Source organism: Streptomyces sp. NPDC049627, assembly GCF_044465645.1.
In the GTDB taxonomy this organism is placed as follows: Bacteria; Actinomycetota; Actinomycetes; order Streptomycetales; family Streptomycetaceae; genus Streptomyces.
The window spans coordinates 229,747-253,817 of record NZ_JBITLW010000015.1 but is presented as its reverse complement, the minus strand read 5'-3'; the positions used below and the strand labels follow the sequence as shown (position 1 = coordinate 253,817).

Here is a 24,071-nt window from a genome sequence, read left to right as displayed (position 1 = left end):
CTGAGCGGCTGTCCGGGAGCGGTCCCCAGGGGAGAGCCAGGCCCTCATCGACGGGCTGACGGCCGCCCGGCCAGCTGGCGGGCACGTCAGCGAGTTCGGTCACCAGGGCGGCAGGAGGGCGTGCTGAAGCGTTCGTTGGTTTGAGCATGTGACGGGAAGCCAGGTTGCGGGGACGAGGGTGACGTAGTGTCCGAGAGCCTTGAGTTGGCGAGGATCGCCTCACACAGCCGGCGGGCGATCCGATGCCGCACCGGCGTCGACTCCCACGGTGAGAGGAAGCTGGTGTCGGCTGTGTCCTGGCGGTGCCGAAGAATCCCAGCAGATCAGGTCGCCGGCGGGGATCTGGCGGATCGACGAGCTGGTCGCGGATGCTCCGGATGATGCCTGGCAGGTCCTGTCCTGCGGCGACGGCGCCAAGAGTCCGCGCACCTATGACTGGGCCGTCGCACGTCTGCCCGTGAACATCGTCTTCGATCCGGATCACCCACGCACCGTCGGGTGGGTGATGGCCCGCCGCAGTCTGGCCCGTCCCGACGAACTCGCCCACTGCCTGGCCTATTCGCCCGAGGGGACCACGATCGAGCAGCTGGTGCGGATCGCCGGCACGCGCTGGGCCATCGAGGCGTGCTTCCCGGCCGCCAAGGGCGGGTGCGGCATGGACCATTACGAGGTCCGCCGGAATCCGGGCTGGTATCCGCATATCACTTCGGTCATGCTCGCGCACGCCTTCCTCGCCGCCATGACCGCGGACGGCGGTCGAAAGGGGGGCGGCAGAAACGACACAGCCGGCCTGGCCCCGCTCACCGTGGCGGAGATCGGCGCCTGCTGGAAGCTGTCTGCCCTGGCCCGCGCACCGTCGCGCCGGTGCACTGAGCTGGTGCCATTGGCGCAGACGTCACCAGGGCCGTTTGCCCGTGCCTGTCATTACCGTCGGCGTAACCGTGGCTGAAGGCTACTTGCCGAAACCGCAGTACTAGCCCGGCTGTGCGGGCACTCACCGCAGCAGACCGAGGACCTCCTGGATCGGCTGGTGAGCACGCGCACGCTAACGAGGTTGTGGGCGAAGCCGTCCGCTCAAGCATGCCGTCGCCATCGATTGGTCCGGGCCTGGCGTCTCTGGCGATGTTGCCACCCAAACGGCACCTTCGTGCAGCCGGAACGGACAGGGGTGGTTGATCGTCATACAGGGCATGCCGTCCGTTCTCATTCTTGGTTTCGACCCTCATACAGTGCCTGGTATGGACGGTGACGCCATGCGCGCGGTCCTGGACAAGGAACTGGCCCGTTTTGGCGAACGTGCCATCGACGCTTCCATGGGGCTGATCACGCCGGACGAATCAGCCGAGTCCACGGTCGTCACAAAACTGTCCGAACGAGACTGGGACGTCATCGTCATCGGGGGCGGGATACGCAAACCGGAGCCTGCTCTGACGTTCTTCGAGCAGGTCGTGAACCTGGTCCGGGAGCATGCACCAGGTGCCGCGATCGCGTTCAACACCAGCGTCGGCGACAGCGTCGAGGCCGCCAAGCGGTGGCTGTGAAACCCAACCCTTGGGCTGTCTTGGCAGTTTGATCGAAGAGTTGGCCACCCCGTGGACCGCTCGCCGTGAGTCCGCGCTGCACGAACGGCGGGGCAGCAAGCGCAAGCAGCGGTTGGGCGCCGGACCGAAGCACGAGTTGGTCTTCAGTGACCGGGGACTGGTCACTCTGGTCCGTCTTCGCCACTAGTTGCCGCACGCCGCTCTCGCGGGGCCCTACGGACTGGAGCGGTCCACCATCACCCGGGCGATCGGGGAGATCCGCCCGCTGCTGGCCGACCGTGGCTTCGCCGTCCCCGACCGGCCCGGTGTACGACTGCGGACCCTGGCCGATGTGTTCGCCTATGCGGAGGCAGAGGGCGTGAAGTTGCGGATTGACGGTACCGAGACTCAGGTCAGACGCCCCAGGGCCCACCGGCCCGGTCGCTGTGCGTTCGTGTCCGGCAAGAAGAAGCAGAACACGTGCAAGACCACCACGATCAGCGACGGCCAGGGCCCCACCTTGTGGTCCGGCGCCGACCGGCCCGGAAGAATGCACGACCGGACGGTCGTCCGCACAGAGGGGATCGCCGAGCAGTTCCGCCTCCATCCGGATGTGAGAGCCGACGTCGACGAGGACTACCGGGGTCTGGCCGACGAGTTTCCCGACCAGGTCAGTGCCCCGCCGAAGACGCCGAAGGGAGACGCGCCGCTCGGCGAGCAGAAACCGGGCCGCCGGGGCGGCCCGTGAGGTGTTCTGTCAATTACCCCTGCCGCAGGAACCAACCCGCCCCGCGGCACGGCCCCGGCGGTCCCAGACACAGCAGCCCTGAATCCGGCAGCCGGCACAGGCGGCTACTCGAGGGGAACAACAGGCTCCGCCTGTCCGTACTATCTCTACACCAAGGTTCATTTGCGGTCGCTGGATGTCCTGTTACGCCCATCACCACCAGGCCCGCGCGGGCAGCACCCGGGTAGCCCGGAGGCGCTCCGGAGGCCTGCACTGCGACCGCAAACCGAGGAAAGGTTCAGCATCATGCCCGAAAGCACGACGCCCACTACTGAGCTGGCATCGCATTACATCGCCCAGGTGACCGGGGACCTTGACCGCAACGTCAAGGAGCAGGAACGCATCAGCGCGGAAATCGCCTCTCTGCAGGAGCAGTTGACCGCCCTGCAGCATGACCACACGGTGCTCGTGAACATGCAGCAAGCGCTCGGCATCACGTCGGCATCGGCTGAGCCCGCGGTCACGCCCGAGAGCGCCGCAGTGCCCTCTCCTCGACAGAAAGCCGAGACCAAGCCCTCCGGGAAGCGGACGGCGAGGAAAAATACCGTCAGGAAGCCTGCAGCAAAGACCGCAGGCGCCGCGAAGACCGCGCAGCCCACCTTGGTGGAACTCATCCGCCATCACCTCGGTGAGCAGAGCGAGCCGCGCTCCGCCGCAGAAATCGCCACAGCGCTCGGCCAGGCCCACCCCGAACGCGACATCAAGCCGAAGGTCGTGCGCGTCACACTCGAAGGGCTCGTGGCCAAGAGCCATGCCCAGCGCGCCAAGCAGGGCAAATCCGTCTTCTACACGGCCCCGGACGCGCCCAAGCCCGCCGCTGCGCCCCAAGCCGAGGCACAGCCCGAAGGTGGTGACAGCTGAGGCGTGGGACAGCCACCGCGCTCCTACACCGACGTGCGCCTCCTCCTGCCTCAGCCGGTGGTAGGAGAGGCTAGCGCGTCCTCTTCGCGTGGGAGGAGGGTGCGGCACGCGCTGACGGGGCAACGGAAACTGATTCACCTGGCGATTCGTCTTGGGTAACGAGCCGAGCGGATGGGAAGCAAGGTGGAGCGGGCAAAGGGCGGTGTGACGTCGGCGGAAAAGGCAGCAGTGCCCTGGTGGGCGCGGCGCTGGGCCGGGCAGTGGGTTCCGGGCGCGGGCGGAAAGGGGGATGCAAGGCTCGGGGGGTTCTGGACGCGGGGGCGGGTGCCCGCCGCGTTCGCTGTGCCGACTGCGGCGCTGCTGGTGTTCCACCGGGCGGTGCCCAACTCCGTGGGCCGCCTGGGCAGCTTGCTGGAAGCGTTCCTGCCCTGGCTCGGCCTGGTGGTCCCGGTACTGCTCGGTCTGACCCTGCTGCGCCGTTCAGCCACCGCCCTGGTGGCCCTGCTCCTGCCGGTAGCGGCGTGGACGTACCTCTTCGGCGGGCTGCTCCTGCCCGCGACGACGTCCGGCCCACACGACCTGGTCGTGGTGCAGCACAACGTCAGCGACGACAACACCGACCCAGCGGGCACGGCCCACGCCCTGGCCGACGCCGGGCCCGACCTCATCGCGCTGCAGGAGCTGGTGGCCCCGGCACTGCCGGTCTACGAGAAGAGCCTCGCCCCGGACTACCCGTACCACGCGGTCCGAGGCACCGTCGGCCTGTGGTCGAAGCACCCGCTCACTGATACCCGGCCGCTGGACATCAAACCGCGGGGAATCGCGGGGCCCTGGAGTCGCGCGCTGCGGACCGTGGTTCACACGCCGCATGGCGAGATCGCGACGTACGTCGCACACCTGCCCTCGGTCCGCATCCGGACCAGCGGACTCGCATCCTCCTGGCGCGACGAAAGTGCCAGTCTGTTGGGCAAGGCTCTCGCTGCCGAGCAGTTGAAGAGGGTGATCTTGCTGGGCGACCTCAACGGGACGGTCGACGACCGCGGGCTGGCCCCGCTGACCTCACAGATGAACGTGGCGCAGCGGGGTTTCGCCTTCAGCTTCCCCGCCGCCTTCCCGCTGGCCAGAATCGACCAGGTCATGGCCCGCTCAGCAACCGTCGCCCACATCCGCCCCCTGCCCGCCACCGGCAGCGACCATCTGCCGGTCGCCGCCCAGGTCACACTGCAATGAAGGAGTTGTCTCACCTACAACAAGCCCCTGCCTATGTGACACCTGTCCTGCCTCGGCTCAAGAACTTCCGTTCGCAAGGGCGCCTTCGCCGAGGCAGCAGTGGACAACGCTGTCACCGCGCAGACCGGCGAACCGCACACCGCCGCCTTGCGTTTCGCCCCGCCCTCAGGGACGGCGACCCGGTGGTGGCCGCGTGGCTGGGGACCACGCGGGCCTTCGCGCAGTTCGAACAGGCCCTCGTGCACGGCCCTGTGGACCTCAAGCCGTACGACCACTCCGCCGCCCTGCCCGCGTATGCCCATCCGGCGCTGCCGCGTGCCGTGCGCGGGGCCACGGCGTACTGCGAGGAACACGCGGGTGAGCCGGTGTTGGTTGCGGCCATGGCCGCGGCGGCCGTGGTCGGCCCCCGTACCCTCCAAGACCGCTTCCGGATCGACCTCGGGACCACTCCGGTGACCCTGCGGCGCGTACGGCTGGACCGGGCGTGGAGGTCGCGCGGATGGGCTCCTGGGCCTGGCCCGACGTGCGCGGCACGGAACTGGGTCGAGGAGATCCGGGAGGCGTTCGGACGCCACTGCTGGATGCACTACATGCCGCACGCCGGCCGCGATCGAGGTCCCTGACATCGGCTGGACGGGCTGGTCCGGCAAGCCCGTGGCAGGGCACCCGCGTCCGGCTCGTCCCACCTACGATCGGCACATGAGCGCGTGGAATCAGAGCTTGGATGCTGCGGGGATACGGGAGCCGGGCCTCCGGCGGGACTACGGCACGCAGCGGGAGTACGTCGCGCGTTTTAGACGTACCTACTACCTCGCGGCCCGCCTGCTGTTGCCCAAGGCGGTGCTGCCCCATGTGGTGGCGGCGACAGCGGTGATGCACCACGGGGACAACCTGCTGGACACCGGCGCGAAGCCGCGGCGTGTCGCCGCGTGGGCAGCGTGGGAGCAGGAGATCCGTAAGGCGCTGGACAGCGGTGTGAGTGACGATGCGATGATCCGTACGCTGCTGCACACCACGACGGCGTACCCCCGGCTCCGGGAGGTGGTGGAGGAGTACTTGTCCACCGCCACCGCCGAGTTGGACTTCACCGGCTTCGCCACCGAGGCCGACTACCAGGCATATGTCGACGCCTACTCACTGCCCGCCTTCATGCTGGTCGCGTCCCTGCTGGGCCCGCAGCACGACGACGGGGAGTTCCGGTCGGCGTGCCGGATGCTCCTCGACGGCAGCCAGCGGCTGGACTTCGTCAACGACCTCGCCGAGGACCTCGCGGAAGGACGCCTGGGTATCCCGGCCGAGACGCTGGAACGCTTTTCGGTGACGGAGAAAGACCTCGCGGAGGGGCGCGAATCACCGGGCGTACGGGAGTTGGTGGAGAGCCAGATAGAGGCGGCCCGCGCTTCGTTGCTGGCGGCCAGGGAGTTGCCCGCTCTGACCGCGAACCCCAACGGAGTGCTGTTGGAGGCGGTCGTCGAGATCGAGCTGTTGACTGCAGATGCGGCGCTCGCGCACAGCGCCCGGTTGCTACGCGGGCCCGTATCACCGCCGGTGGTGGGCTCGCTGCGCGTGATGCTGGGCGCTCGTCGAAGGGCTCGCAGGCAGCGCTGAACCCTCCTGTCGTGTAGGGAACGGGCGCGAGAGGGCAGGCAGCCGGGTGCCCAGGGGCCGACCGGCACCCGCGTACGACGATCGGGCGAGTCACCCCACCCCTGCTCATCCCCGGACTCATCGGCGACGTCCACCCCCGCATCACCCGGCCCCACCACCCTGAACACGGCATCGTTCCCCTCCCCCAGCCACCCCTCGTCGAACAACTGCGCCACCTCACCTCCCTGCTGCGAACCAGTGGCGCCATGAGACGGCGACTGCAACAAGCGGCCGCGGATCGTGAGGTCGCGCTGGTCAAGTCGGCTTGCTGACCTACCGCCCGCGCATAACGCAGCTCACGCCTTCGGTGACTGGGCGTTTCGTTTCTCGGGTACGACCTTTCCATTCGCACAGGCGGCGCCCGGCGAAACCGCTGATGTGACCACCTGCGGCGCCGCTATCAACGGCACATGGTCACAGCTGTCCTGCGCGGCCTCGCTGCCGCAGCCCTCGCCGTCCTGCCCACCACCGTCTCGACCCCCGCTCAAGCCGCGGAGACTCTGCCCCTGACCGAGGCCGTCGCCAGCCTGCCCGTGGCCACCGAGTCCCGCGACGGCTACGGCCGCGACAAGTTCCGCCACTGGAACGGGGCGTTTCAACGAGCGCGGCGTGCTCGTCGGCCGGGGCCGCGCGCTCGTGGAGTGTGAGGGCCGGGTTCACACGCCTGAGGCCGTGACCGTCTGCGGCGTCCACCGCCGCGACAACGTTGGGGGGCGCGCCTACCATGAAGTCATGGCGACGGTGCAGGTCAGCGGGCTGGAGGTCGCTTACGACCGCGTGGGCGAGGGCCCGCCCGTGGTGTTCCTGCACGGCGCGGCAGAGGACGCCCGCGTCTGGCGGCCGCAACTCGACGCACTCGCAGATGCATTCACGGTCGTGGCCTGGGACGAGCCCGGAGCGGGCCGCTCTTCCGACGTACCCGAGTCCTTCGGCCTCGCGGACTATGCCCACTGTCTGGCCGCGGTCGTAGAGGCGCTGCGGCTCGGTCCGGCGCACATCGCCGGTATCTCCTGGGGCGGCACTCTCGCCCTGGAGTTCTACCGCCATCACGCGGACCTCGTGAGCACGCTGATCCTCGCCGACACCTACGCGGGCTGGAAGGGCTCCCTGCCGGCGGAGGAGGTGCGGGCCCGGGTCGAGGGCGCGCGCCGGATGCTGGCCGCGCCGCGCGGTGAGTTCGATCCGACCCTGCCCGGACTGTTCGCCGGCGAACCGCCCGCCGCGTACGTACCGCTGTTGGACGCGATCGCGGCCGTCGTACGCCCCGAAACCATGCGGACGCAGCTGTCCCTCATGGCCGAGACGGACCAGCGGGATCTCCTGCCCACCGTCGCGGTACCCACCCTGCTGCTCTGGGGAGAGCAGGACGTGCGCTCGCCACTGGGCGTCGCGCGACAGTTCCAGGAAGCGATCCCGGATGCCGAGTTGGTCGTGATCCCGGGCGCGGGGCACGTCAGCCACCTGGAACGGCCCGAGAAGTTCAACCGAGCCGTGCGCGGCTTCTGCCACGCCCACTCCTGAGCCGGCGCCGTGCCCTCACCGCGTGGCGGACGGTGGCACAGGTCGCTGTGGAACGCCATCCGAGACCGCCTGACGGACGGAGTGATCGCGTCGAGAGCCAGGACACACCCCCAAATAACGAGCCACGGTGATGGCTGAAGGATGCGGAGACGTGCTGCGACGATGATCTCCATGTTGCCTTCGGCTATGCGGCTCGCGCGGTACACCACGACGGAACGTGACGAGATCACGGGCGGGGCTGTCGACCCCTCAGGGGTGGCGGTGACCGGCCTGACGTGGCTCGACAAAGAAGTGCACTTTGGCGTCAGGCATCAGGGCCGTCTCGTGGCGCATGCCGGATGGGTGCAGGTGCCGCTCTCTGTGGATGCTGTCCGGTTGCCGGCAGCCGGTCTCGGCGGCGTCGTCGTCGCGCCTGACATGAGGGGCAGGGGCTGGCACGTCTGGCGTTGGAGGCGGCCATGGAGCACGCCCGCGGTCTCGGCATCGAACTCGGGCTGCTGTTCTGCTGGCCGGGGCTGATTCCGCTGTACGAACGATTCCGATGGCAGGCCCTGCATGACGAGGTGCAGGTAGAGCAACCCGATGGACCGGTCATCATGCCACTGCGGGCCATGTGGACGCCGCTGGTCGAGGGGCGGCTACGAAACACGGCCCGAGCACTCCGAATCGATGCTCACCCTCGCCTCGATCAGGCTCGTGACCCGCAGGCTCGCCCGCCCGGGGGTCCATCCCAGCGCCGCAGCGCCACGGCCGACCGCAGCAGTCCAGGCCGCGTGACCCTCGTACTTCAGCCGACCGCGCGCAGCGACTCCACGTCACACATCACCATGTGCTCGTAGTCTCTGCCACGAGTTGGCGAGTGGCGAGCGTCTCCGGATGCTCATGTCCCAGCCGACGCTGTTGGAGCTGGAGCACCTGCACATAGAGCTGCGTGGCCTCCGCTACATGCCCCTGGGCGGCCACAGTATCGGCGAGATAGCGACGAGCCGTGATCGATCGATAGTGCTCTTCGCCGAGCGCGCGTTCCATGTCTGCCAGCCCTTCGCGCAGCAGGTGTTCGGCTTCGTCGAGTCGCCCCTGGTTGGCGATGGCCCTGGCCAGGTTCGCCCGAGTGGTCAGCGTCAGCTGGTGCTCGGATCCCATCACCCGTAGCTCGATGCCCAGGAGTTCGCGGGACATCTGCTCGGCGGTGGCGTGATCACCCCGTTCATTGGTCCATCGGCTCAAGTCATCCCAGGCGTCCAGGGTCCTTGGATTCTCGTCACCCAGAATGCGGCGGTCGAGGTCGAGGGTCCGTCGACAGATCTCCGCCGCCTCCGCCGGTCGTCCCTGCATGCCGATGGACCACGCGAGATCCACGCTGGTCGTAAGGGTTTCCCGGTGGTCGGCGCCCAGCACACGGGTCATGTCGGCGATCAGCTCGCGATACATCTGTTCGGCCTCATCGAAGCGGCCCTGCTCCATGATTGAGCCGATCAGCGCGTCTCGCGTGCGCAGGGTATCGAGGTGGTCCTCACCCAGTACCCTGCGCCGACCGGCCAGAACGGCTCGGAGCATCTCCTCTGCTTCGCGAGGTGCGCCTGTGGCACAGAGGTAGATCCCCAGGTCGTTGCGGGCCGCAAGACTGTCGGGGTGTTCGTCGCCGAGCCGCTCGGCCGCGGCCAGGTTGACTCGGGCCAGGACCTCGCCGTCGCGGGAGCCTTGTCTTCCGATGCCCCACAGAGCGTTGAATCCCGCTCGGCTGGCCGTCAGCAGCCTGATCAGGCTCTCGTCATCCAGGTGCGGGGCCATCCATGAAACGCCGACGGACACGTGCGGGAGCAGCCGCTCCCAGGCGGCCCAGTCGCCGGGGTGCTCGCTGTCGAGTTCCCCGCCAGCTGCTGCAAGAAGCCGGACGGCGTCCGCCATGACCGTGCCTCCACCCGCCGTCTGGCCGGTGAGCATTCGGGCCCGACAGATGTCGGCCACGACGGGGTGGACGACGACATCCCCAGGTCTCACCGCCGGGGTGTCCGCGACATCGATCAGTCCAACCGCGGCCAGGCCACGAAGAGCTGAGGTGAACTCGCGCGCATGGGAGCCGGCTTCCGGCTGCAGGAGGCTCCCCGGAATCGGTGTGGCGGGAGCAAGACAGGACAGCAGGTACAACAGACGCCGTGCCCGTGCGACCCCCTGAGCCGCGAGGGCGTCTAGCGAGAGCTCCCACGTCTGGGACACGGCTGCCCGCGAATTCGCACGGACGGTGTCCAGGTCAGCGATCACCTCCGATGCCACGGTGCTGTCCAGTGCCTGTTGATAGTCACCGAAGCTCCGCCATCGTGCGAAGGGAGACGCCAGATAGGTCCCGGCCAAGTGCAACGCGAGCGGAAGCGCCCCAAGCCGCCTGGCCAGAGCCATGGCCTCCCTGCCGGTGGGATCATCCACCTGGGGCGCCAGACGGCGCAGAACATCCGCCGCGGAGACATCGTCGAGAGCCGTCAGCACCCGCAAACGGGCCCACGAGCCCCATGTGCCGGGATCACTGGTGCGCGTGGTAACCACGATGTGTACGCCCTTGCTGGGCCGAATCCACCCAGTGCCGTCACCCGGCAGCGAAACGCCGTCAGCTGCCAGGAGAGCCGGCTCGTCGGCATTGTCGAAAATCAGCACGCCCCGCTTGACCGCGCCATCGAGGAACGCCCAGAACTGCTCGGCCGCGGTCGGCGTGCCCTCCCGCACCGCCCGGACAACGGGATCGGGCGCACCCACCAGCCGCAGGATCTCCAAAGCTCCACCACGCAGGGACAGCGGATCCGCCGCATTCACCCACCACACCGGCCAGCCCCGGCCACGAGCCTCGGCAGCCAGCCGCAGCGCGACCGTCGACTTGCCAATACCTCCCAACCCAGCCAGCACCCAAACTCCCGGACGCCTCCTCCCCCAGGTGCTGCCCAATGAGGCATTCAGTTCGGCCAGCAGGGCATCCCGGCCCAAGACATCCACAGGGAGACGGCCGAACGGCACCGAGACCGGAAGCGCCCCGCTTCCCCCCGTCGCCGTCCCGTCATCAACAGCAGCCCGGCCATTGCGGGCATCGCGTCGGTCCAGGATCGCGACACGCAGCTGCCACCCGCCCAAGCCGAGTGCTGCAACCCCAACTACGGCGCCCACCACGTCAAGCAGAGCCATGGCCTCGACCCTAGAGCCCAAGACACGCCTCTGGGGAGAGGCATAGATCCCGCCCCCCCCTCCACCAACCCGCCCCCTGGAGATCGCTCATCTAGAACTGAGCTGCTGACGGTGCGGGTGACCCCGGAGAGGTGGACGAATACGTCTTTTGGCGTGTTGTCGCAGGCGCCCATCGCCCGGATGCTGGTCGGCGGCGCCGCGCGGCACAGCACCGCCGGGGTCAAGCTCGATCCACGGCCGAGGGGGGAGCCGCTGTGGCCGCTGAATCCGGTGTGTACGTGCTCGCGCTGACGGCGCAGGGAAAGGCGTACCTGACCGTGCGCAGGCCAGACGGAAGCTGGCGGGCCTTCGAGGAGATGGCCGCGGCTCCGGGCGATACGGGCGCGCTCACGGCCGTCGCTGCGGGAGGTTACACGGGGAACTCCTCGGACACGCTCTTCTCGTTCCATGCGTGTGCCGCCACGGCGGACGGCAGGCTGCTGCATTCGCGCACAGGCCCGGACGGACTGCGGCCTCCACTGGTGAACATCGAGCCAGCGGTGGGAGACCGCGGCGAGTACACAGCGCTCGCGGCGCTTAAGGCTTCGTTTCCTTTGGCGGCTCGCACGGCCCAGCAGGACTGCCCAGCCGTGCGAGCGGGGCATGGAAGCGAACCATGTCAGAAGGCCGGTCTACGCTGAGGCCGTGTCGCACGGTCAATTTAGTACCGGAGATCCCTACCAGCCTGGCTTGCCGCCCTATCGGGTGCTGCTGGACGAGACTGACTGGGGTGCGCTCCAGACGGCGGCGCGAACCTGCACAAGTGCGCGAGCGAGTACGCCCTCCAGGCCTCCCGCGGAGAACAGCTCGGGTTGGTGGAGAGCTGGAGGGACGGAGTCTCCTTCCCGCACAGCATCCTCCAGGCCTACCTCGGCTCCGAGTTCCTCCCCGAGGTCAAGGCTCATCTCGTGAAGTTGCTTCGCAGTACCGATTTCGATTTCGGCCGTGAGCTGCTGATCAGCCTGGTCCTCCGCTCGTGCCGGGAGGAGCGGGACTTCCTCGACGGAATCCCACAGCTGCTCAAGGACGCTGCTGAGAGCCGTCTGGACTCCAAAGGCCTCGACCTCTTCGCGGCAGCCTTGGAAGTCGACCTCCATGCGCAGGCAGCAGCGCCAAGCGAGGTGGTCTCCATCCATAAGGACATCGCCGATGGCTTGGGCAAGCGGTGGTGGGAGATCAGCACTGGCGACCCTCAGAGCCGGGACGAGGCCAAGGAGCGCCTCGTCCACCGCTACGGCGAAGTCCTGCGCGAGATCGCGAGACGACGGAATCTCCCTGAGGAGGGTCGCGACAAGTGGCCTACCAACGCCTGCGCGCCTCGGCCCGCTTACGACCAGTTCCTGAAACTGGCCTTCCAGGAGGAGTCCTACGCGTTGCGGTTGGCGATCACACAGGAGGTGGGCGCCGGCGGCGACGCGGCCTTTGAGGCGTTGCGTGATTTCTTCAATCCGGATCAGAAGGTCCCCGTCCCCGACCCGATGGACCAGTACACCGAACAGCTCAAGGAACCTCAGGAGGACCTGCGGCAGCTCAACGCCAAGTCGAGCGGCGAAGGACGCAGCAAGGAGGAGCAGGAGGAGTACCGGCGCGAGAGGGACAAGATCCGCAAGCGCAAGGGGAACGTCTGGCGCCAGTTCGCCACGCGTGCCTCGACCGTCCCCATGGTCGTCGGCTCGGTCGGCATCGAGCGCCGCGAGGATGCGGCGGAGCGGCTGGACGCCTGGCTCAGGCACCTTGATCCGACCGAGTGCAAAGGCGGCCGCGCCGACCTGCCGCTCTCCTTCGAAGTCGCTCTCGCCCAGGGCTTCAAGAGCGCCGCCAACCGCCGCCGGCGCCACCCCGATACCAACGACGACACCCGAGAACTACTGATCGAGAAGGCCGAGATCATGCTGTCCCGGTCGCGGTATTGGTTCTCCCAGCTCACCCTCATCCACGCGCTGTGCCTCTGGGAGTTGCCCGATCGCCTCGGTCGCGCCGCGACCACCAAGCCGAATGAGGATGACGATGAGCCAGGCCGCAGCCAGAACCGTCCGGCCGCCGATCCGTACGACGCCGTACAGCGCTGGCTCAAGCTGGCCGGCAGCGAGCGCGCACTCACCGACCGGCGTGAGGAGGACCATACCCGCCGTGGCGAGCGGCTGCACCCCTTCGTGTCCCGGGCAGCCGACCTGGCGGTCCTGGCCCTGGAGACCGGCCGACCCGAGCAATACATCTGGATCGACGAGAAGGGTGTGATGGAGAAAGTCGGCTCCACCACCGGCGACCCGCGCTTCTTCCGCAAGCACAACCTCTGGATCCCACCGTCGGTCGGCTGGTCCAGCCTGGACCCCAGGGCACAGCAACTGCTCGCCGACGTCCTGCTATTGCTCAACCTCACCGAGCGCGACAACGGCGGCCCGGACCTGATCGAGAGCCGGCTCCAGCGATCCGCCCGCAACTCGCTACCGCCCTGCCTCACCAAGGACCGGTCACCACTGCAGCCGAAACGGACCGTCGGTATGGCGCACATCGCCGAACCCGGCAACACCTGCCTACGGGACTGCCCCTTCGAGCTCTGCCCCTACCCGCCCAAGGGTGGCCTGCCCCGGGCCGAGCTGCACGAGGTGTTCTGCCTCCAGCAACAGGCGCTGCTCCGCTGGCGCCGCGGCCGATTCCCCCTCTATGCCGTGACCCGCAAGCGCGCGCCGTGGCAGGGCATGACCTGCAAGGAACTGCGGCAGTTCTGGGGGCAGATGGCGGAACGCACCCGTAACGCGGGCCCCTGCAACCATTGGCGGGGCAGCCGCGCCCGCCAGCGCGACGGCAGCCAGGGCGCGGAGGGCGAGGCGACCTGACTGAGGGCGAGCGTAGCGTCTTTGCCGAGGAGCCAGCCGCTGGCCGCGTTCTGGCCGAGCCGTTTGTGTGTGGCCGCGGGAGGTACCTGCCGACCGGCATCGTGCTGTCGTCTTGCCTTGACCGCAGTTGGGGTCCTGCGGTGGGAGCCTCGGGGTGCTTCTCCCACAGGGGGCCACGCCGGAAGGTGACGGTGTCCCTGCTGGAGGAGTTGGAGCTACGTGAGGCTGCGGCCCAGGAGCAGGCGGCCGAACTGCCGCTCAGGGTAGCGGAGTTGAGTGAGGAGTCACCTACCTCTCCAAAGAGGAATCGAGCACTAGGCTGCTGACCCACGCGACTGTCAGCCGAAGGAGACGTTGTGCCACGATCCGACACGGCGGTCAGGGGTCGTACACGCCTATTGCTGATGTACAACCTCACACAGCAGGTGCGGGTGCCCGATGACATGCTCCGCCCGCTGACCGAGGCGCTTGACCTCGGCCGGTTCGCCGCTCACGTCGAGGCCGCCGGGATGCTGCTGCCCCGACTGGTGCTGCACGAGCGTGTCCCCGAGATCACGCTGCCGCCGGGCGCGGCCCAGGTCGACGGGGCGGCAATCACCCTGGCCGTCACGCCTCGCTGGGACCCGTTGCTCTTCGTGGACGTCGAGATGGCGGACGGCGCGGACGGCTCGGACGCGATCGCCGAGACTCTCTACGCCACCTGGCAGAACCGGGCCGCAACACGCGTCGGTGGGGTGCCGCTGACCGAGTGGCTCGACGGGCGCCTGCGCGCGTACGGCGTCATGGACCGGCCCACCGACCGACCGCCGCTCGAGTTCGGCCGGAACGTCCACCAGAGTGTCTTCCCCGGAGCAGCGCTCGCGCGAAGGCTGCTCGCCGAGCACGTGGCCGGCGACACTATCGGCCCGGACGTGGTGACGATCGTGCTCCGCGGCACTCTGGACGGCAGCACCGGCGCCACGCTGGGCATACGTCGGCCTGAGACGCTGAACAACCCCGGCCAGACCATGGTCGCGCACGGCAGGGGCGTGTCATTGATCGTCGGCTACGCGCCGCCGGTGGAGAACGCCTTCGGGTTGGCCGCGGTCGGCCTCCTCAACGTGGTCGGGGCCGTGCACCGCATCCGACGGCAGGCGTTCGAGGCGCTGGAGCTCGACCGGGCCACCGTGGTCGAGACGGCGGACGACGCCCACACCCTGGTCGCACGGCTCTCACGCCGGCTCAGCGATCTCCAGCTCGACCTGAGCTTCAGCGTCGAGGCGTACGCCGACACGATCCTCATCCCGGAGCTGCTGGTCGAAAGCTTCCACTCGTCGCTGCGCGGGGTCTCGTCTCTGGAGGATGCGCTGGCCAACACGTCCCGCATCGTCGAGCGGGTGGACGCCGTGCTAGCGACGCGCCGCGTCGACCTGGAGACAGCTTCCCAGCAGTACGCCGAGCGCCGCGACCGGATGCTGACCGCGGCGATCGCCGTCGGGTCGCTCATCGCGCTCCCGCCCGCGCTGCTGCTCGCGTTCTTCGGCGTCAACAGCAGCGACGTGGACCCGAGCAGGTCGATCCTGGACGTCCAGCACTACGGTGTCGCATACGCGATCGCCTGGTTGCCGTTCCTGCTGCTGATCGCGGCCGGCCTGATCGCACGCCACCGCATATCTCTGCGTCTGTCCGCTCCAGATGCCCCCACGCCTGATCGACGCCGAACCCGGCGTTCCTGGCTCGGACGATCACGGCGACGCGATGGGTGACGCCGAGCCCGCCGCGGAAACGTACTCGAGCACGGTCGTTGGACGCGCGCCTGCCCCCCATGACTCCCTGCGGCGGGTGGGGAGGCTGATGCAGGACGTTCGCGAGGTGGCGCGGATCGACAACGGGGGCGAGCGTGCCGAGCCGAGAAAGGTGGAACTCGCCACGCTCGCCCGGCTTGTGGTCGCGGCGCGCGGGCCGACCGGCCGCAGGCAGCGGTGGTCGTGGAGGTCGTCCACGACACCGTGCGGGAGACAGACCCGCGCCGCCTCGATACGTATCCTCACCTCCGCACCAACCTGGTCACCAGCACGCAGCGGCACGGCGCGCAGCCGGTGGTGGTGGAGGCCGACGGCCTCTAACTGAGTGGCCCGCGACCACGGCCCCGGTTTCCCGCCCGAACACGGCCCCCAGCGGTGCCGTACCTGCGGCAACGGCGGCCTCGGCCTGGCCCCGGGCCTGGCCATCGCCACCATCACCCTTCCGAGGCACTCCTGACCATGGCGAGACAGAGCCATGGCGAGACGGAACCACTCGTACGCGGCGATGTCTGGTCGGCACCATGCTCGCCCATTGCAGATCGACGCGGGCGCCGTCCAGACGGCTGCATGTGAGCCAGACCACATGCTTGGAGTGCATAGCAGGCCAGGGGCCAGTGCCTTATTGAAGGTGTAGGGGCGTGCGGGGGTAAGGGGCGGCGCTGATGGGGCAGTTGCGGGCCGATGCGTTCGACCGGTTCGTGGCATCTCGGTGGTCGGCGTTGCTTCACCTGGCACGGCTGCTCACCGGCGGAGACCGGTATCGGGCCGAGGATCTGCTGCAGGAGGCGCTTGTCAAGCTGTGGTTTGCCTGGCCGAAGGTGGCCGAGCAGGCGCCCGAGGCGTATGTGCGCAAGGTCCTGGCCCGTGCGGCGGCTCGTTCGGCGCGGCGTCGCTGGTGGGGCGAGCACCCGGTGGACCAGTTGCCCGACCCGCCCAAGGTGGGCGATGAGACCGCCGCCGTGGACGAACGGACCCGGCTGGAAGCCATGCTGGCGTTGCTGCCGGCGCGGCAGCGGGCTGCGGTGGTGTTGCGCTACTACCAGGACCTGCCCGAGCTGCAGGTCGCCGAGGTGCTGGGGTGTCCGGTGGGTACCGCGCGTTCACTCACGGCGCGCGGGATCGCACGGTTGCGGCAGCTTCTGGCTGAGGCAGTCGAGCCGGTGGAGTGAAGAAGGAGTCATGGATCACTTCGAGCAGGAGCTGGCACGGATGATGCGTGACAGCCAGGAGGACACGCCCTATGAGGACCGGCACCGGGACCGACTGCAAGCCGGCGTTCGCGCCCGGCGGCGGGCCAGGACGGCCTGGATGGCCACCGGATCCGTGCTGACCGTTGCCGTACTTGGAGTCGGGCTGATGGTCCTGCCGGCCTCTTTCGCTCAGGGCGGGACTAATGGCCCGCAGCACCGCCCCGTCACCTCTGCCGAGTCGGTCCCGGAGCCGTCAACGGCCCGACCCGCCTCCACCGCGAAGGGGGCGCCGATGCCGACGTGCACGTCAACCACCAGGCCGGGGCCGATGCCCTCCACAGCCCCACCCGGCTCCACTGCCAAGGAGGTGCCGATGCCGACGTGCACGTCAACCGCCAAGCCGGTGCCGATGCCGTACCGCCACTCCACCCCGGAGCCGGTCCCGATGCCGACCCGGCCCTCGACCACCAGGTAGCGCCTTGGCCGGCTCCAGGCAGTCCCGATGAATACGGGCTGCCCGAGCCGGCGTGACCACCAACGACCGCGGCCTGACCACCACCGGCCGCGGCGTGACCACCACCAACCGCAGCGCGGCTGACCCCGCTTGTCCCGCTCTCCACGAGTCGAAAGCTGACCACGTGATCCGTGAGAACGCGTCCCGGTGCGTCGACGTGCCGCAAAACGCAGCACATCGCCGGCCGACCACGTGGGAGCAGCGGCTGCGCCTGTTCGGGTACGTGGAGCGGCCGCGCACGTCCGTACGCGACCGCCTGGTGGTGCCGTTTCCCGAACGCGGAACACGGCTGTGGCGCAAGCTCGGACTCTCCCCAGTAGCGGCGGGCCGACTGGCGCGCTGGTCGGAGTGGGGCGGGCCGCTGCTGGTGGCACTCCTCGCCGGGCTGCCGCGTTTCTGGCGCCTGGGCCGGCCGCACGACATCGTCTTCGACGAGACGTACTACGCCAAGGACGCCTGGGCCATGCTGCGGCTCGGCTACGAGGGCACCTGGCCGGACCGCAAGATCGCCGACCCGCAGATCCTGGCCGACCCCCAGGTGGTCCCGCTCTCCGACACCGGGGCGTTCGTCGCGCACCCGCCGACGGGCAAGTGGGTGATCGCCCTCGGCGAGTGGATGTTCGGTCTCAACCCGTTCGGCTGGCGCTTCATGACGGCGGTTCTGGGCACGCTGTCGGTGCTGATGCTGTGCCGGACAGGTCGCCGCCTGTTCCGTTCGACGGCACTGGGCTGCCTGGCCGGCGCGCTGATGGCGCTGGACGGCTTGCACTACGTGATGAGCCGCACCGCTCTGCTCGACCTCGTCGTCATGTTCTTCGTTCTGGCAGCCTTCGGATGTCTGCTGATCGACCGGGACAGCGCGCGGGCCCGGCTCGCGGCAGCCTTACCCGCGGGCGACGACGGACACGCACGCACCGACCAGGAGACCGGAGACCATGCCGGGACGGGAGCGCGTCCATGGCGGCTCGCGGCCGGCATCTTCCTGGGCCTGGCGGCCTCGACCAAATGGAACGGCCTGTATTTCCTGGCCTTCTTCATGATCCTGACCCTGCTGTGGGACGTCGGCGCCCGCCGCGTCGCGGGGGCACGCCACCCCTACCGTGCTGTGCTCCACAAGGATTTCGGCCGGTCGGTGGTGTCCCTCGTCCCGGTCGCGGTAGTGACCTATCTGGTGACGTGGACCGGCTGGTTCCTGTCCGACAACGGGTACGGGCGGCACTGGGCGGACGGCCGCGGCGGCACCTGGTCGTGGATTCCGGCCCCGCTGCGCAGTCTGTGGCATTACGAATACGGGGTCTACCAGTTCAACGTGGGACTGCACACCCCGCACAAGTACGAATCCAACCCTTGGAGTTGGCTGATCCTCGGCCGTCCCGTGCTGTTCTCCTACGAGTCACCGAAGGCTGGGAAGGACGGCTGTCACACAGCGTCCGACTGTTCACAGGCGATCCTCGCCCTGGGCACGCCGCTGCTGTGGTGGTCGGCGTGCTGCGCCCTTGTCTATCTGCTCTATCGCTGGGCGCTGCGCCGCGACTGGCGCGCGGGCGCCGTCCTGTGCGCAGTGGGTGCAGGCTATCTCCCCTGGTTCCTGTACCAGGACCGGACGATCTTCTCCTTCTACGCCGTCGTCTTCGTGCCGTACCTGTGCCTTGCCGTGGTGATGATACTGGGCGCCCTGCTGGGTCCGCCGGGCGTGAGTGACAAACGCCGCACACGGGGTGCCGTGGCGGCGGGCACGCTTGTCCTCCTCATCGCCTGGAACTTCATCTACTTCTTCCCGGTCTACTCCGGTCTGACGATTCCATATCCCAGCTGGCACAACCGCATGTGGCTCGACACCTGGATCTGAGTTCCGCCCTCACGGTCGTGGTGCTGTTGCCGCCGGTACGAAACCGCTGGAAGCCGTGGAACCGCCAACTACTGGTCACCGACAGCCAGAACGAGCGCCTCCTTCAGTCCGGCTCGCCTGCCCGGACATCACCCCGGCCTGCGACCTCGCCCGCGCCTTCGCCGACCTGGTCCGCTGCCAGCGCACGGATACCTCCTGGCGGATACCTCCTGCTGGAGTGGATCCGACAGGCCTAACAGGGCGCACCGAAATCCATGCAGGGCTTCGCCGGCATCCTCCGCCAGGACCTCGACGCCGTCACCGCCGGACTCACCCTGCCATGGAGTCCCGGGGTCGCTGAAGGACACGTAAATGGGGTGAAAACGCTCAAGAGACCTACGTCTGGCCGAGCCTCGTTCGAACTCCTACGGACCCGCATCCTCACCCAGCTTGAGGGGTAGAGACGAAGCGCACGTCACCCGCCTGATTGCAGGCGCGGTGCACAGGTGCAACGGGGGTGAAGGATGCGACAGGTAGTCAATCTGCAATCCGTTGAGCAGAAGTTACTGCTACTCGCTCTCTTGTTCGTGATTGGCGGGTCGATCGTCTCAAACCTGTTCGCATGGGACGTGAAGTGGCAGATACCGCTCATCTATGCAGTCCTCTACGTCCTGCTATCGATCGCTATTGAGATCCGTGATCGTCAGGCACCTACGGCTTCCACGCACTACCACACCAGTGACGAGTTCTTCTTGTCGTTCGCACGTCTCGTACGCACGGCCGAGCGTCATATATATACAAGCTACGTGCGCAACACGCCGCCGCCTAGCTTCCAATCCCCGGCCGCGCAGCAGTACTTCAGGACTGCGGCCGACTGGACCCGGCGTAACCCCGGCGCGTCGTTCCACCGCATCATCGGTGTCCCGGCTCAAGAGCCCGGCAAGAGTGCCATGCGCCTGTGGCTACGAGAGCACTATGAAGAAGTGCACGGCCTTGCCAACTATCACGCCCGCGTGGTGACCACCGACAGTGGCGTCGACGCGGTCAATATGGCGATCATCGATGACACTGCGGTTCTGCTGCTGTTAACCGCGGACGGATCATTCATGAGCGGGCACAGCCTGGAGACGGCTGAAGCCGTCAATTCCTTCAGGGACTACTACAGGTCCTGGTGGGCCTCAGGGGAGCCCTTGGAGAGTTACGCTCAGCGCACCGGCCTCATGACCACCGCAGACTGAGCCTACGGAACTGCGGACAGAGCCGAATCCAGGAAGTCCCAACAATGCGCTTGTGGCTGACCGCCGCTCATCGAGGAGGGCCGGGGCCTCTCCTCGATGAGCGGCGTCCTGGCCGACACCGCTACCGTCCGCTGCCCGCCAGAGGGCCCAGTCTCACTTCAGGTGCCGGTCCAAGAACCGGCATCCGTCCTCCAGTTCGAACCACGGGGTGCCGGTGTGCCCTCCCAGGTTGGCATGCAGTGTTTTCTCCTTGCTACCGAAGGCGTCAAACAGGTCCAGGGCCCGTTGCCGGGGGTTCCCTGCGTCGTCCCACTGCAGCAGGAACAGCAGCGGAATGGTGACCTGTCGGGCCTCGTCGCGCTGGGCACGGGGCACGTACCCCCCGGCGAAGAAACCTGCGGCCACGATGCGCGGCTCGACCACCGCCAGCCGAATTCCGAGGGCGGTCCACCCCCCGGAGTACCCGACCGGGCCGACGATCTCGGGCAGTTCAAGGAGGGCGTCCAGAGTGGTCTGCCACTCCGGGGCGGCGTTCTCGACCAGAGGGCCGATGAAGGACTCCAAGATTTCGTCGACCGGCTCGCCGGCCTGCATCGCCCGCCGCAGGTCGGCGCGGGCCCGCTCGTCGGCGGCGGAACGGGGACGGTCACCGCACCCGGCGGCATCAATGGTGGCCACCGCGTATCCGCGCGCCGCGGTGTACATGGCCCGGGCCACCAGCCGGGGTTCCGCCTTGGGCAGGCCGTTGTTGTGGGCCATCAAGACGAGCGGAGCCGGTGCGGATCCAGGCGTCCACAGGGTGCCGGGGATCTCGCCGAGGGTGAATTCGCGCTCGAGGACGCCGTCGTCGAGGTGCTGCTCGGAAGTGAATTGCACAGTCGTGCCTTTCGGGAGGGCTCTTGAACGGCGCTCCCGGACGACCTGCCTATCGTCCGACCGTGGCCTCGGAGGAGAGCACCCATGTCGATACTGCGTTCACGGGTACCACCTCCTCGTTCTCTCGCACGGCCTCCGGGAGGCTAACAGGGGTCGCCGGTCTGCCCAACGGGTTTTTCGGAGGCTCCGTCATCCGATGCCGCGGAGCCACGGAGGCCACGGAGCGGCTTCGATCTTCCAGTGGCTGTGCATCAGCCGGGCCAGTTCGGCGGGTATGGGCTGTTCCGCTGTGAGGCTGGTGACCGCGTAGACGATCTTGACGCTGACCTTGCCGGTCTTGCGGTCCACTCGGTGGCGCTTGAGCTGGTCGGCCTGGCGGGCGCTGGGAAAGAACAGGCTGTGTCCCGGCGCGGCCGCGGTCGGTGTCGCGGGTGCGGCCCTGCAGCGGGATCTGTTCCCAGGGAAGAGACTTGAGCTGCTTGTCGAGCTTCTTCTGCTTCCCTTTCGCGATCACGATGTAGTGCGCGCCTCGGCCGAGAGGTGTTCGCGGGCGCCGTTACCAGCTGTCCGCCCTGGTCACCGCAGCCGCGGGAGTGTGCTGGCCAGCGCCCGGTCGCTCACAGCGATCACCGCGATCACCGAGTGGATCAGCGACCCCCCTGCCTGGGTCTGCCGGGCCCTCGGCTGTCCGGACAGACCTCGATCAGCAAGGGGCCCTGGGGCTCCTGCAGAGGCTGAAAGCAGGTGATCTCGTCGCTCCTCTCGTCCTACGTCGAGTTGGGCCAGGATCAGGCCGCTGAGGTGGTCGCAGGCGGCGAGGAGATGGATCTTGCGATCCATGGCCCTGGCCGCTCCGCGCAAGGTCTTGCCGTCGACCGCCACTGCGTGCAGCTGACCGTCGGCCCCAACTCGCCGGCCGGCCCGCCGGCGGCCCACCGCCCGGTCCAACGTGTCGCCGTCGATGCGGCCCAGCAGCCGCCGCGCTGTCGCCTCCGCCGGCAGACACGGCATCGGAAAAAGCGGTCGGGCCGTACGCCGAGGCGCTGCAGGAGGGGCGGCCGGAGGCGTCGATGATCCATTCATCCACCGCCGGCAAGGAGGTCGCTCCGGCCAGAGCCGCGCCCGCGGTCAGCGCGAACCTGACGACCAGCGCGTGCCGTACGCCGCGTGGATCGCGAGGGTTGGGTACCTCGCCAGTCGCTCCAGCAGGGCCCGGGATCTCCTCGGGCGCGGCCCAGGGCTGCTCGCGGAGTTGGTCAAAGGCAGGCGGGACCGGCGATGACGTGTCGGCAGCCAGGGCTCATTCGCCCGCGGTGTCGTCGGCCTCCCAGCGCAGCAGGTCGCCCGGTTGGCACTTGAGAACCTCGCAGAGCGCGGCGAGCGTCGTGAAGCGCACCGCCTTGGCGCGGCCGTTCTTGAGCACCGCCAGGTTGGCGGGCGTGATCCCTACGCGGTCCGCGAGCTCGCCCACGGACATCTTCCGCCTGGCCAGCATCACGTCGATGTCGACGGCGATCGGCATCAGATCACCTCGTCCAGCTCAGCCTGCATCCGCGCCGCTTCGACGTCGCGGGCGACGGCCTGGGCGAGCAGCGTCCGCAGCACGAGCACGATGAGCGCAACCCCCAGGATGGCCAGGCCGATCCCGCCCATGATGACGGTGACGCCCGGGTCGTCCCGCTGGCCGGGCGCGTTCAGGGCCGTGACCGAGAACCACACGAGGGCAGCTGCCACGATCGCGCCGATCATGACGTCCACGTACCGGAAGGCGGCATGGGAGAAGACGGTTCCGCGTCGCACCATCGTTACCAGTCGCCATACGCAGACCAGGGCGACCTGGGCGGTCCCGATGCCCAGGATCGTGATCACGCGCAGCGGTGTCAGCGGGAGCGACCCGTCCTCCGGATCGCTCCCGCTGACCAACGCCCACACCATCAATGCCTGTACGAACACGGTGCCGGCGAGCACCACCACGAGCACGGCGCGCAGCGCACGCACTGCCAGCTTTCCCATACCCCATCCCTCCATCGAGCCACGATGGAAATCTATCGAATCTCGATAGGAAGAGCAAGGACTGGGATGAAACCTTGATCTTGTTGAAGTCGACCCGCTTGAACGCAAATCGGCCGCCAGGCCGACGCGGGGCTCGTCGAGGACTCGGGCGACGCGCAGCTGGGTGCGTGTACGCACGCCACCGGGTCACTGGAGAAGCCGGTGCAGGTGCGCCTCCGTGATCGGTGGCCTCCGGTCGCCCGTCGCCGGGCGGCGGCTGACCAGGAGATACGACTTCTGCGTCCGCGACCACCGTTCGTGGCGCTCACCGAGCGAGTCGCCGAGCACGCGCTGGGGCAGCTCGTTCATGTCGGCGTACCGTGGGCGAAGCCGCCCGGGTCTATGCGGCCCCTCCACGTGTCGACTTGAACCAGCTTCACCTCCCGTGCTGTGCGGGATCCTGCACATGCTGCACACCTGAAGCCAGTGAGAGCTTTTGGGTCGAGCCGTCACAGAGTGAGGAAGGCCCGGGCGGCGATGAGGGTGACGTGGTCGTACTGGACGAGTAGGTGGCCGCTTACGTCCCCGTGAGCCCTATCCACATCCGCTGGCAGACCGCAGAGGCCGAACGGCGGGCGAACGTTCGCGACGACACCCCCGGAGCCGGGCCAGCGGGACGACGGGAGGTGGAAACGGTCCCCCGCTGAGGTACGACGGTCACGGTCCCGCTGGAGCCTTCCACGCGGCGCGCAACGACCCGCTGACCTCGCTGGGATCCCAGGAAGTGGAGGTTCAGGGCCACCTGGCGCGCGCAAAGCGGGGCGTCAGCACCCGAGATTAAGCCGCAGCCCTCGCCCACGCCTGGGGCGTCGAATCCGCATGACGCTTCCAGCCCGCCCCATCCACCAGCACACTGGCCCAGGAGTTGAGTGGCGTGCGAGAAACGCCGTGTCCGCTCCGAACCGCGCACGCGTTGTGGGGCGACAGAGGCAGCGACAACCCGAACCGAGACCCGCACCACAGTCGGGAAGCGGCAGCG

General features: G+C 68.4%; 22 protein-coding genes and 1 pseudogene. 16 read left to right on the top strand and 7 right to left on the bottom strand.

Features of this window, described 5'->3' with window-relative positions:
* Positions 1-268 precede the first annotated feature (268 nt).
* The 10 genes and pseudogenes from ACIBU0_RS35795 (at position 269) to ACIBU0_RS35750 (ending at position 8,085) form a co-directional block, all read left to right on the top strand.
* A complete protein-coding gene (locus ACIBU0_RS35795; RefSeq protein WP_398827049.1) occupies positions 269-949 on the top strand; it encodes a hypothetical protein in 681 nt (226 codons plus the stop codon).
* A 241-nt stretch (positions 950-1,190) separates the two neighbouring features.
* On the top strand, positions 1,191-1,541 hold the full coding sequence (locus ACIBU0_RS35790) for a hypothetical protein (RefSeq protein ID WP_398827124.1): 351 nt from the start codon (positions 1,191-1,193) through the stop codon (positions 1,539-1,541).
* A gap of 187 nt (positions 1,542-1,728) precedes the next feature.
* The gene (locus tag ACIBU0_RS35785; RefSeq protein ID WP_398827047.1) at positions 1,729-2,268 is read left to right on the top strand and encodes a transposase family protein; all 540 of its coding nucleotides are present in this window, start codon (positions 1,729-1,731) and stop codon (positions 2,266-2,268) included.
* Between the two features lie 285 nt (positions 2,269-2,553).
* Positions 2,554-3,168 carry a hypothetical protein gene (locus ACIBU0_RS35780; RefSeq protein WP_398827045.1) on the top strand — a complete coding sequence of 205 codons (615 nt, stop codon included), beginning with the start codon at positions 2,554-2,556 and terminating at the stop codon, positions 3,166-3,168.
* A gap of 324 nt (positions 3,169-3,492) precedes the next feature.
* Positions 3,493-4,398, top strand: a complete 906-nt coding sequence (locus ACIBU0_RS35775) for an endonuclease/exonuclease/phosphatase family protein (protein ID WP_398827122.1) — start codon at positions 3,493-3,495, stop codon at positions 4,396-4,398.
* Between the two features lie 182 nt (positions 4,399-4,580).
* Positions 4,581-5,021, top strand: a complete 441-nt coding sequence (locus ACIBU0_RS35770) for a hypothetical protein (protein WP_398827043.1) — start codon at positions 4,581-4,583, stop codon at positions 5,019-5,021.
* A gap of 76 nt (positions 5,022-5,097) precedes the next feature.
* Positions 5,098-6,006 (top strand): squalene/phytoene synthase family protein, encoded by a 909-nt coding sequence (locus ACIBU0_RS35765; protein WP_398827041.1) that lies wholly within the window; start codon positions 5,098-5,100, stop codon positions 6,004-6,006.
* A 449-nt stretch (positions 6,007-6,455) separates the two neighbouring features.
* Positions 6,456-6,632 (top strand): annotated as a pseudogene (locus ACIBU0_RS35760) (HNH endonuclease); the annotation flags it as partial.
* Between the two features lie 145 nt (positions 6,633-6,777).
* Complete coding sequence (locus ACIBU0_RS35755; RefSeq protein WP_398827040.1) at positions 6,778-7,566, top strand: alpha/beta fold hydrolase; 789 nt, start codon at positions 6,778-6,780, stop codon at positions 7,564-7,566.
* A gap of 141 nt (positions 7,567-7,707) precedes the next feature.
* Positions 7,708-8,085: a GNAT family N-acetyltransferase gene (locus ACIBU0_RS35750; RefSeq protein ID WP_398827038.1), complete on the top strand. Its 378-nt coding sequence runs from the start codon at positions 7,708-7,710 to the stop codon at positions 8,083-8,085.
* Between the two features lie 303 nt (positions 8,086-8,388).
* Here the strand turns inward: ACIBU0_RS35750 and ACIBU0_RS35745 are convergent, their stop codons facing one another.
* Positions 8,389-10,734 carry a tetratricopeptide repeat protein gene (locus ACIBU0_RS35745; protein WP_398827036.1) on the bottom strand — a complete coding sequence of 782 codons (2,346 nt, stop codon included), beginning with the start codon at positions 10,732-10,734 and terminating at the stop codon, positions 8,389-8,391.
* A 947-nt stretch (positions 10,735-11,681) separates the two neighbouring features.
* Between ACIBU0_RS35745 and ACIBU0_RS35740 the strand changes: the two genes are divergently transcribed.
* The 6 genes from ACIBU0_RS35740 to ACIBU0_RS35715 all read left to right on the top strand — a co-directional run bounded on the left by ACIBU0_RS35740 (position 11,682) and on the right by ACIBU0_RS35715 (position 20,164).
* Positions 11,682-13,610: a hypothetical protein gene (locus tag ACIBU0_RS35740; protein WP_398827034.1), complete on the top strand. Its 1,929-nt coding sequence runs from the start codon at positions 11,682-11,684 to the stop codon at positions 13,608-13,610.
* Between the two features lie 404 nt (positions 13,611-14,014).
* Positions 14,015-15,355 (top strand): hypothetical protein, encoded by a 1,341-nt coding sequence (locus tag ACIBU0_RS35735; RefSeq protein ID WP_398827033.1) that lies wholly within the window; start codon positions 14,015-14,017, stop codon positions 15,353-15,355.
* Positions 15,356-15,577: 222 nt separating this feature from the next.
* Positions 15,578-15,715 (top strand): hypothetical protein, encoded by a 138-nt coding sequence (locus ACIBU0_RS35730; protein WP_398827031.1) that lies wholly within the window; start codon positions 15,578-15,580, stop codon positions 15,713-15,715.
* 341 nt (positions 15,716-16,056) lie between these two features.
* Positions 16,057-16,563, top strand: coding sequence for a SigE family RNA polymerase sigma factor (locus ACIBU0_RS35725; RefSeq protein ID WP_398827029.1), 507 nt, complete (start codon positions 16,057-16,059; stop codon positions 16,561-16,563).
* A 692-nt stretch (positions 16,564-17,255) separates the two neighbouring features.
* Positions 17,256-18,947, top strand: a complete 1,692-nt coding sequence (locus ACIBU0_RS35720) for a dolichyl-phosphate-mannose--protein mannosyltransferase (protein ID WP_398827120.1) — start codon at positions 17,256-17,258, stop codon at positions 18,945-18,947.
* A 503-nt stretch (positions 18,948-19,450) separates the two neighbouring features.
* Complete coding sequence (locus tag ACIBU0_RS35715; RefSeq protein WP_398827027.1) at positions 19,451-20,164, top strand: hypothetical protein; 714 nt, start codon at positions 19,451-19,453, stop codon at positions 20,162-20,164.
* Between the two features lie 153 nt (positions 20,165-20,317).
* Here the strand turns inward: ACIBU0_RS35715 and ACIBU0_RS35710 are convergent, their stop codons facing one another.
* The 6 genes from ACIBU0_RS35710 to ACIBU0_RS35685 form a co-directional block, all read right to left on the bottom strand.
* A complete protein-coding gene (locus ACIBU0_RS35710) occupies positions 20,318-21,040 on the bottom strand; it encodes a dienelactone hydrolase family protein (RefSeq protein ID WP_398827025.1) in 723 nt (240 codons plus the stop codon).
* A 189-nt stretch (positions 21,041-21,229) separates the two neighbouring features.
* Entirely contained in the window at positions 21,230-21,388 is a 159-nt protein-coding gene (locus ACIBU0_RS35705) for a hypothetical protein (protein WP_398827023.1), read from the bottom strand.
* Between the two features lie 228 nt (positions 21,389-21,616).
* Complete coding sequence (locus ACIBU0_RS35700) at positions 21,617-22,051, bottom strand: hypothetical protein (RefSeq protein ID WP_398827021.1); 435 nt, start codon at positions 22,049-22,051, stop codon at positions 21,617-21,619.
* Positions 22,052-22,340: 289 nt separating this feature from the next.
* Entirely contained in the window at positions 22,341-22,562 is a 222-nt protein-coding gene (locus ACIBU0_RS35695) for a helix-turn-helix domain-containing protein (protein ID WP_398827019.1), read from the bottom strand.
* The gene (locus ACIBU0_RS35690) at positions 22,562-23,053 is read right to left on the bottom strand and encodes a DUF2975 domain-containing protein (protein WP_398827017.1); all 492 of its coding nucleotides are present in this window, start codon (positions 23,051-23,053) and stop codon (positions 22,562-22,564) included. The genes ACIBU0_RS35695 and ACIBU0_RS35690 overlap by 1 nt, the downstream gene beginning before the upstream one ends.
* Before the next feature lie 186 nt (positions 23,054-23,239).
* The gene (locus ACIBU0_RS35685; protein WP_398827016.1) at positions 23,240-23,401 is read right to left on the bottom strand and encodes a hypothetical protein; all 162 of its coding nucleotides are present in this window, start codon (positions 23,399-23,401) and stop codon (positions 23,240-23,242) included.
* Positions 23,402-24,071: the final 670 nt, after the last annotated feature.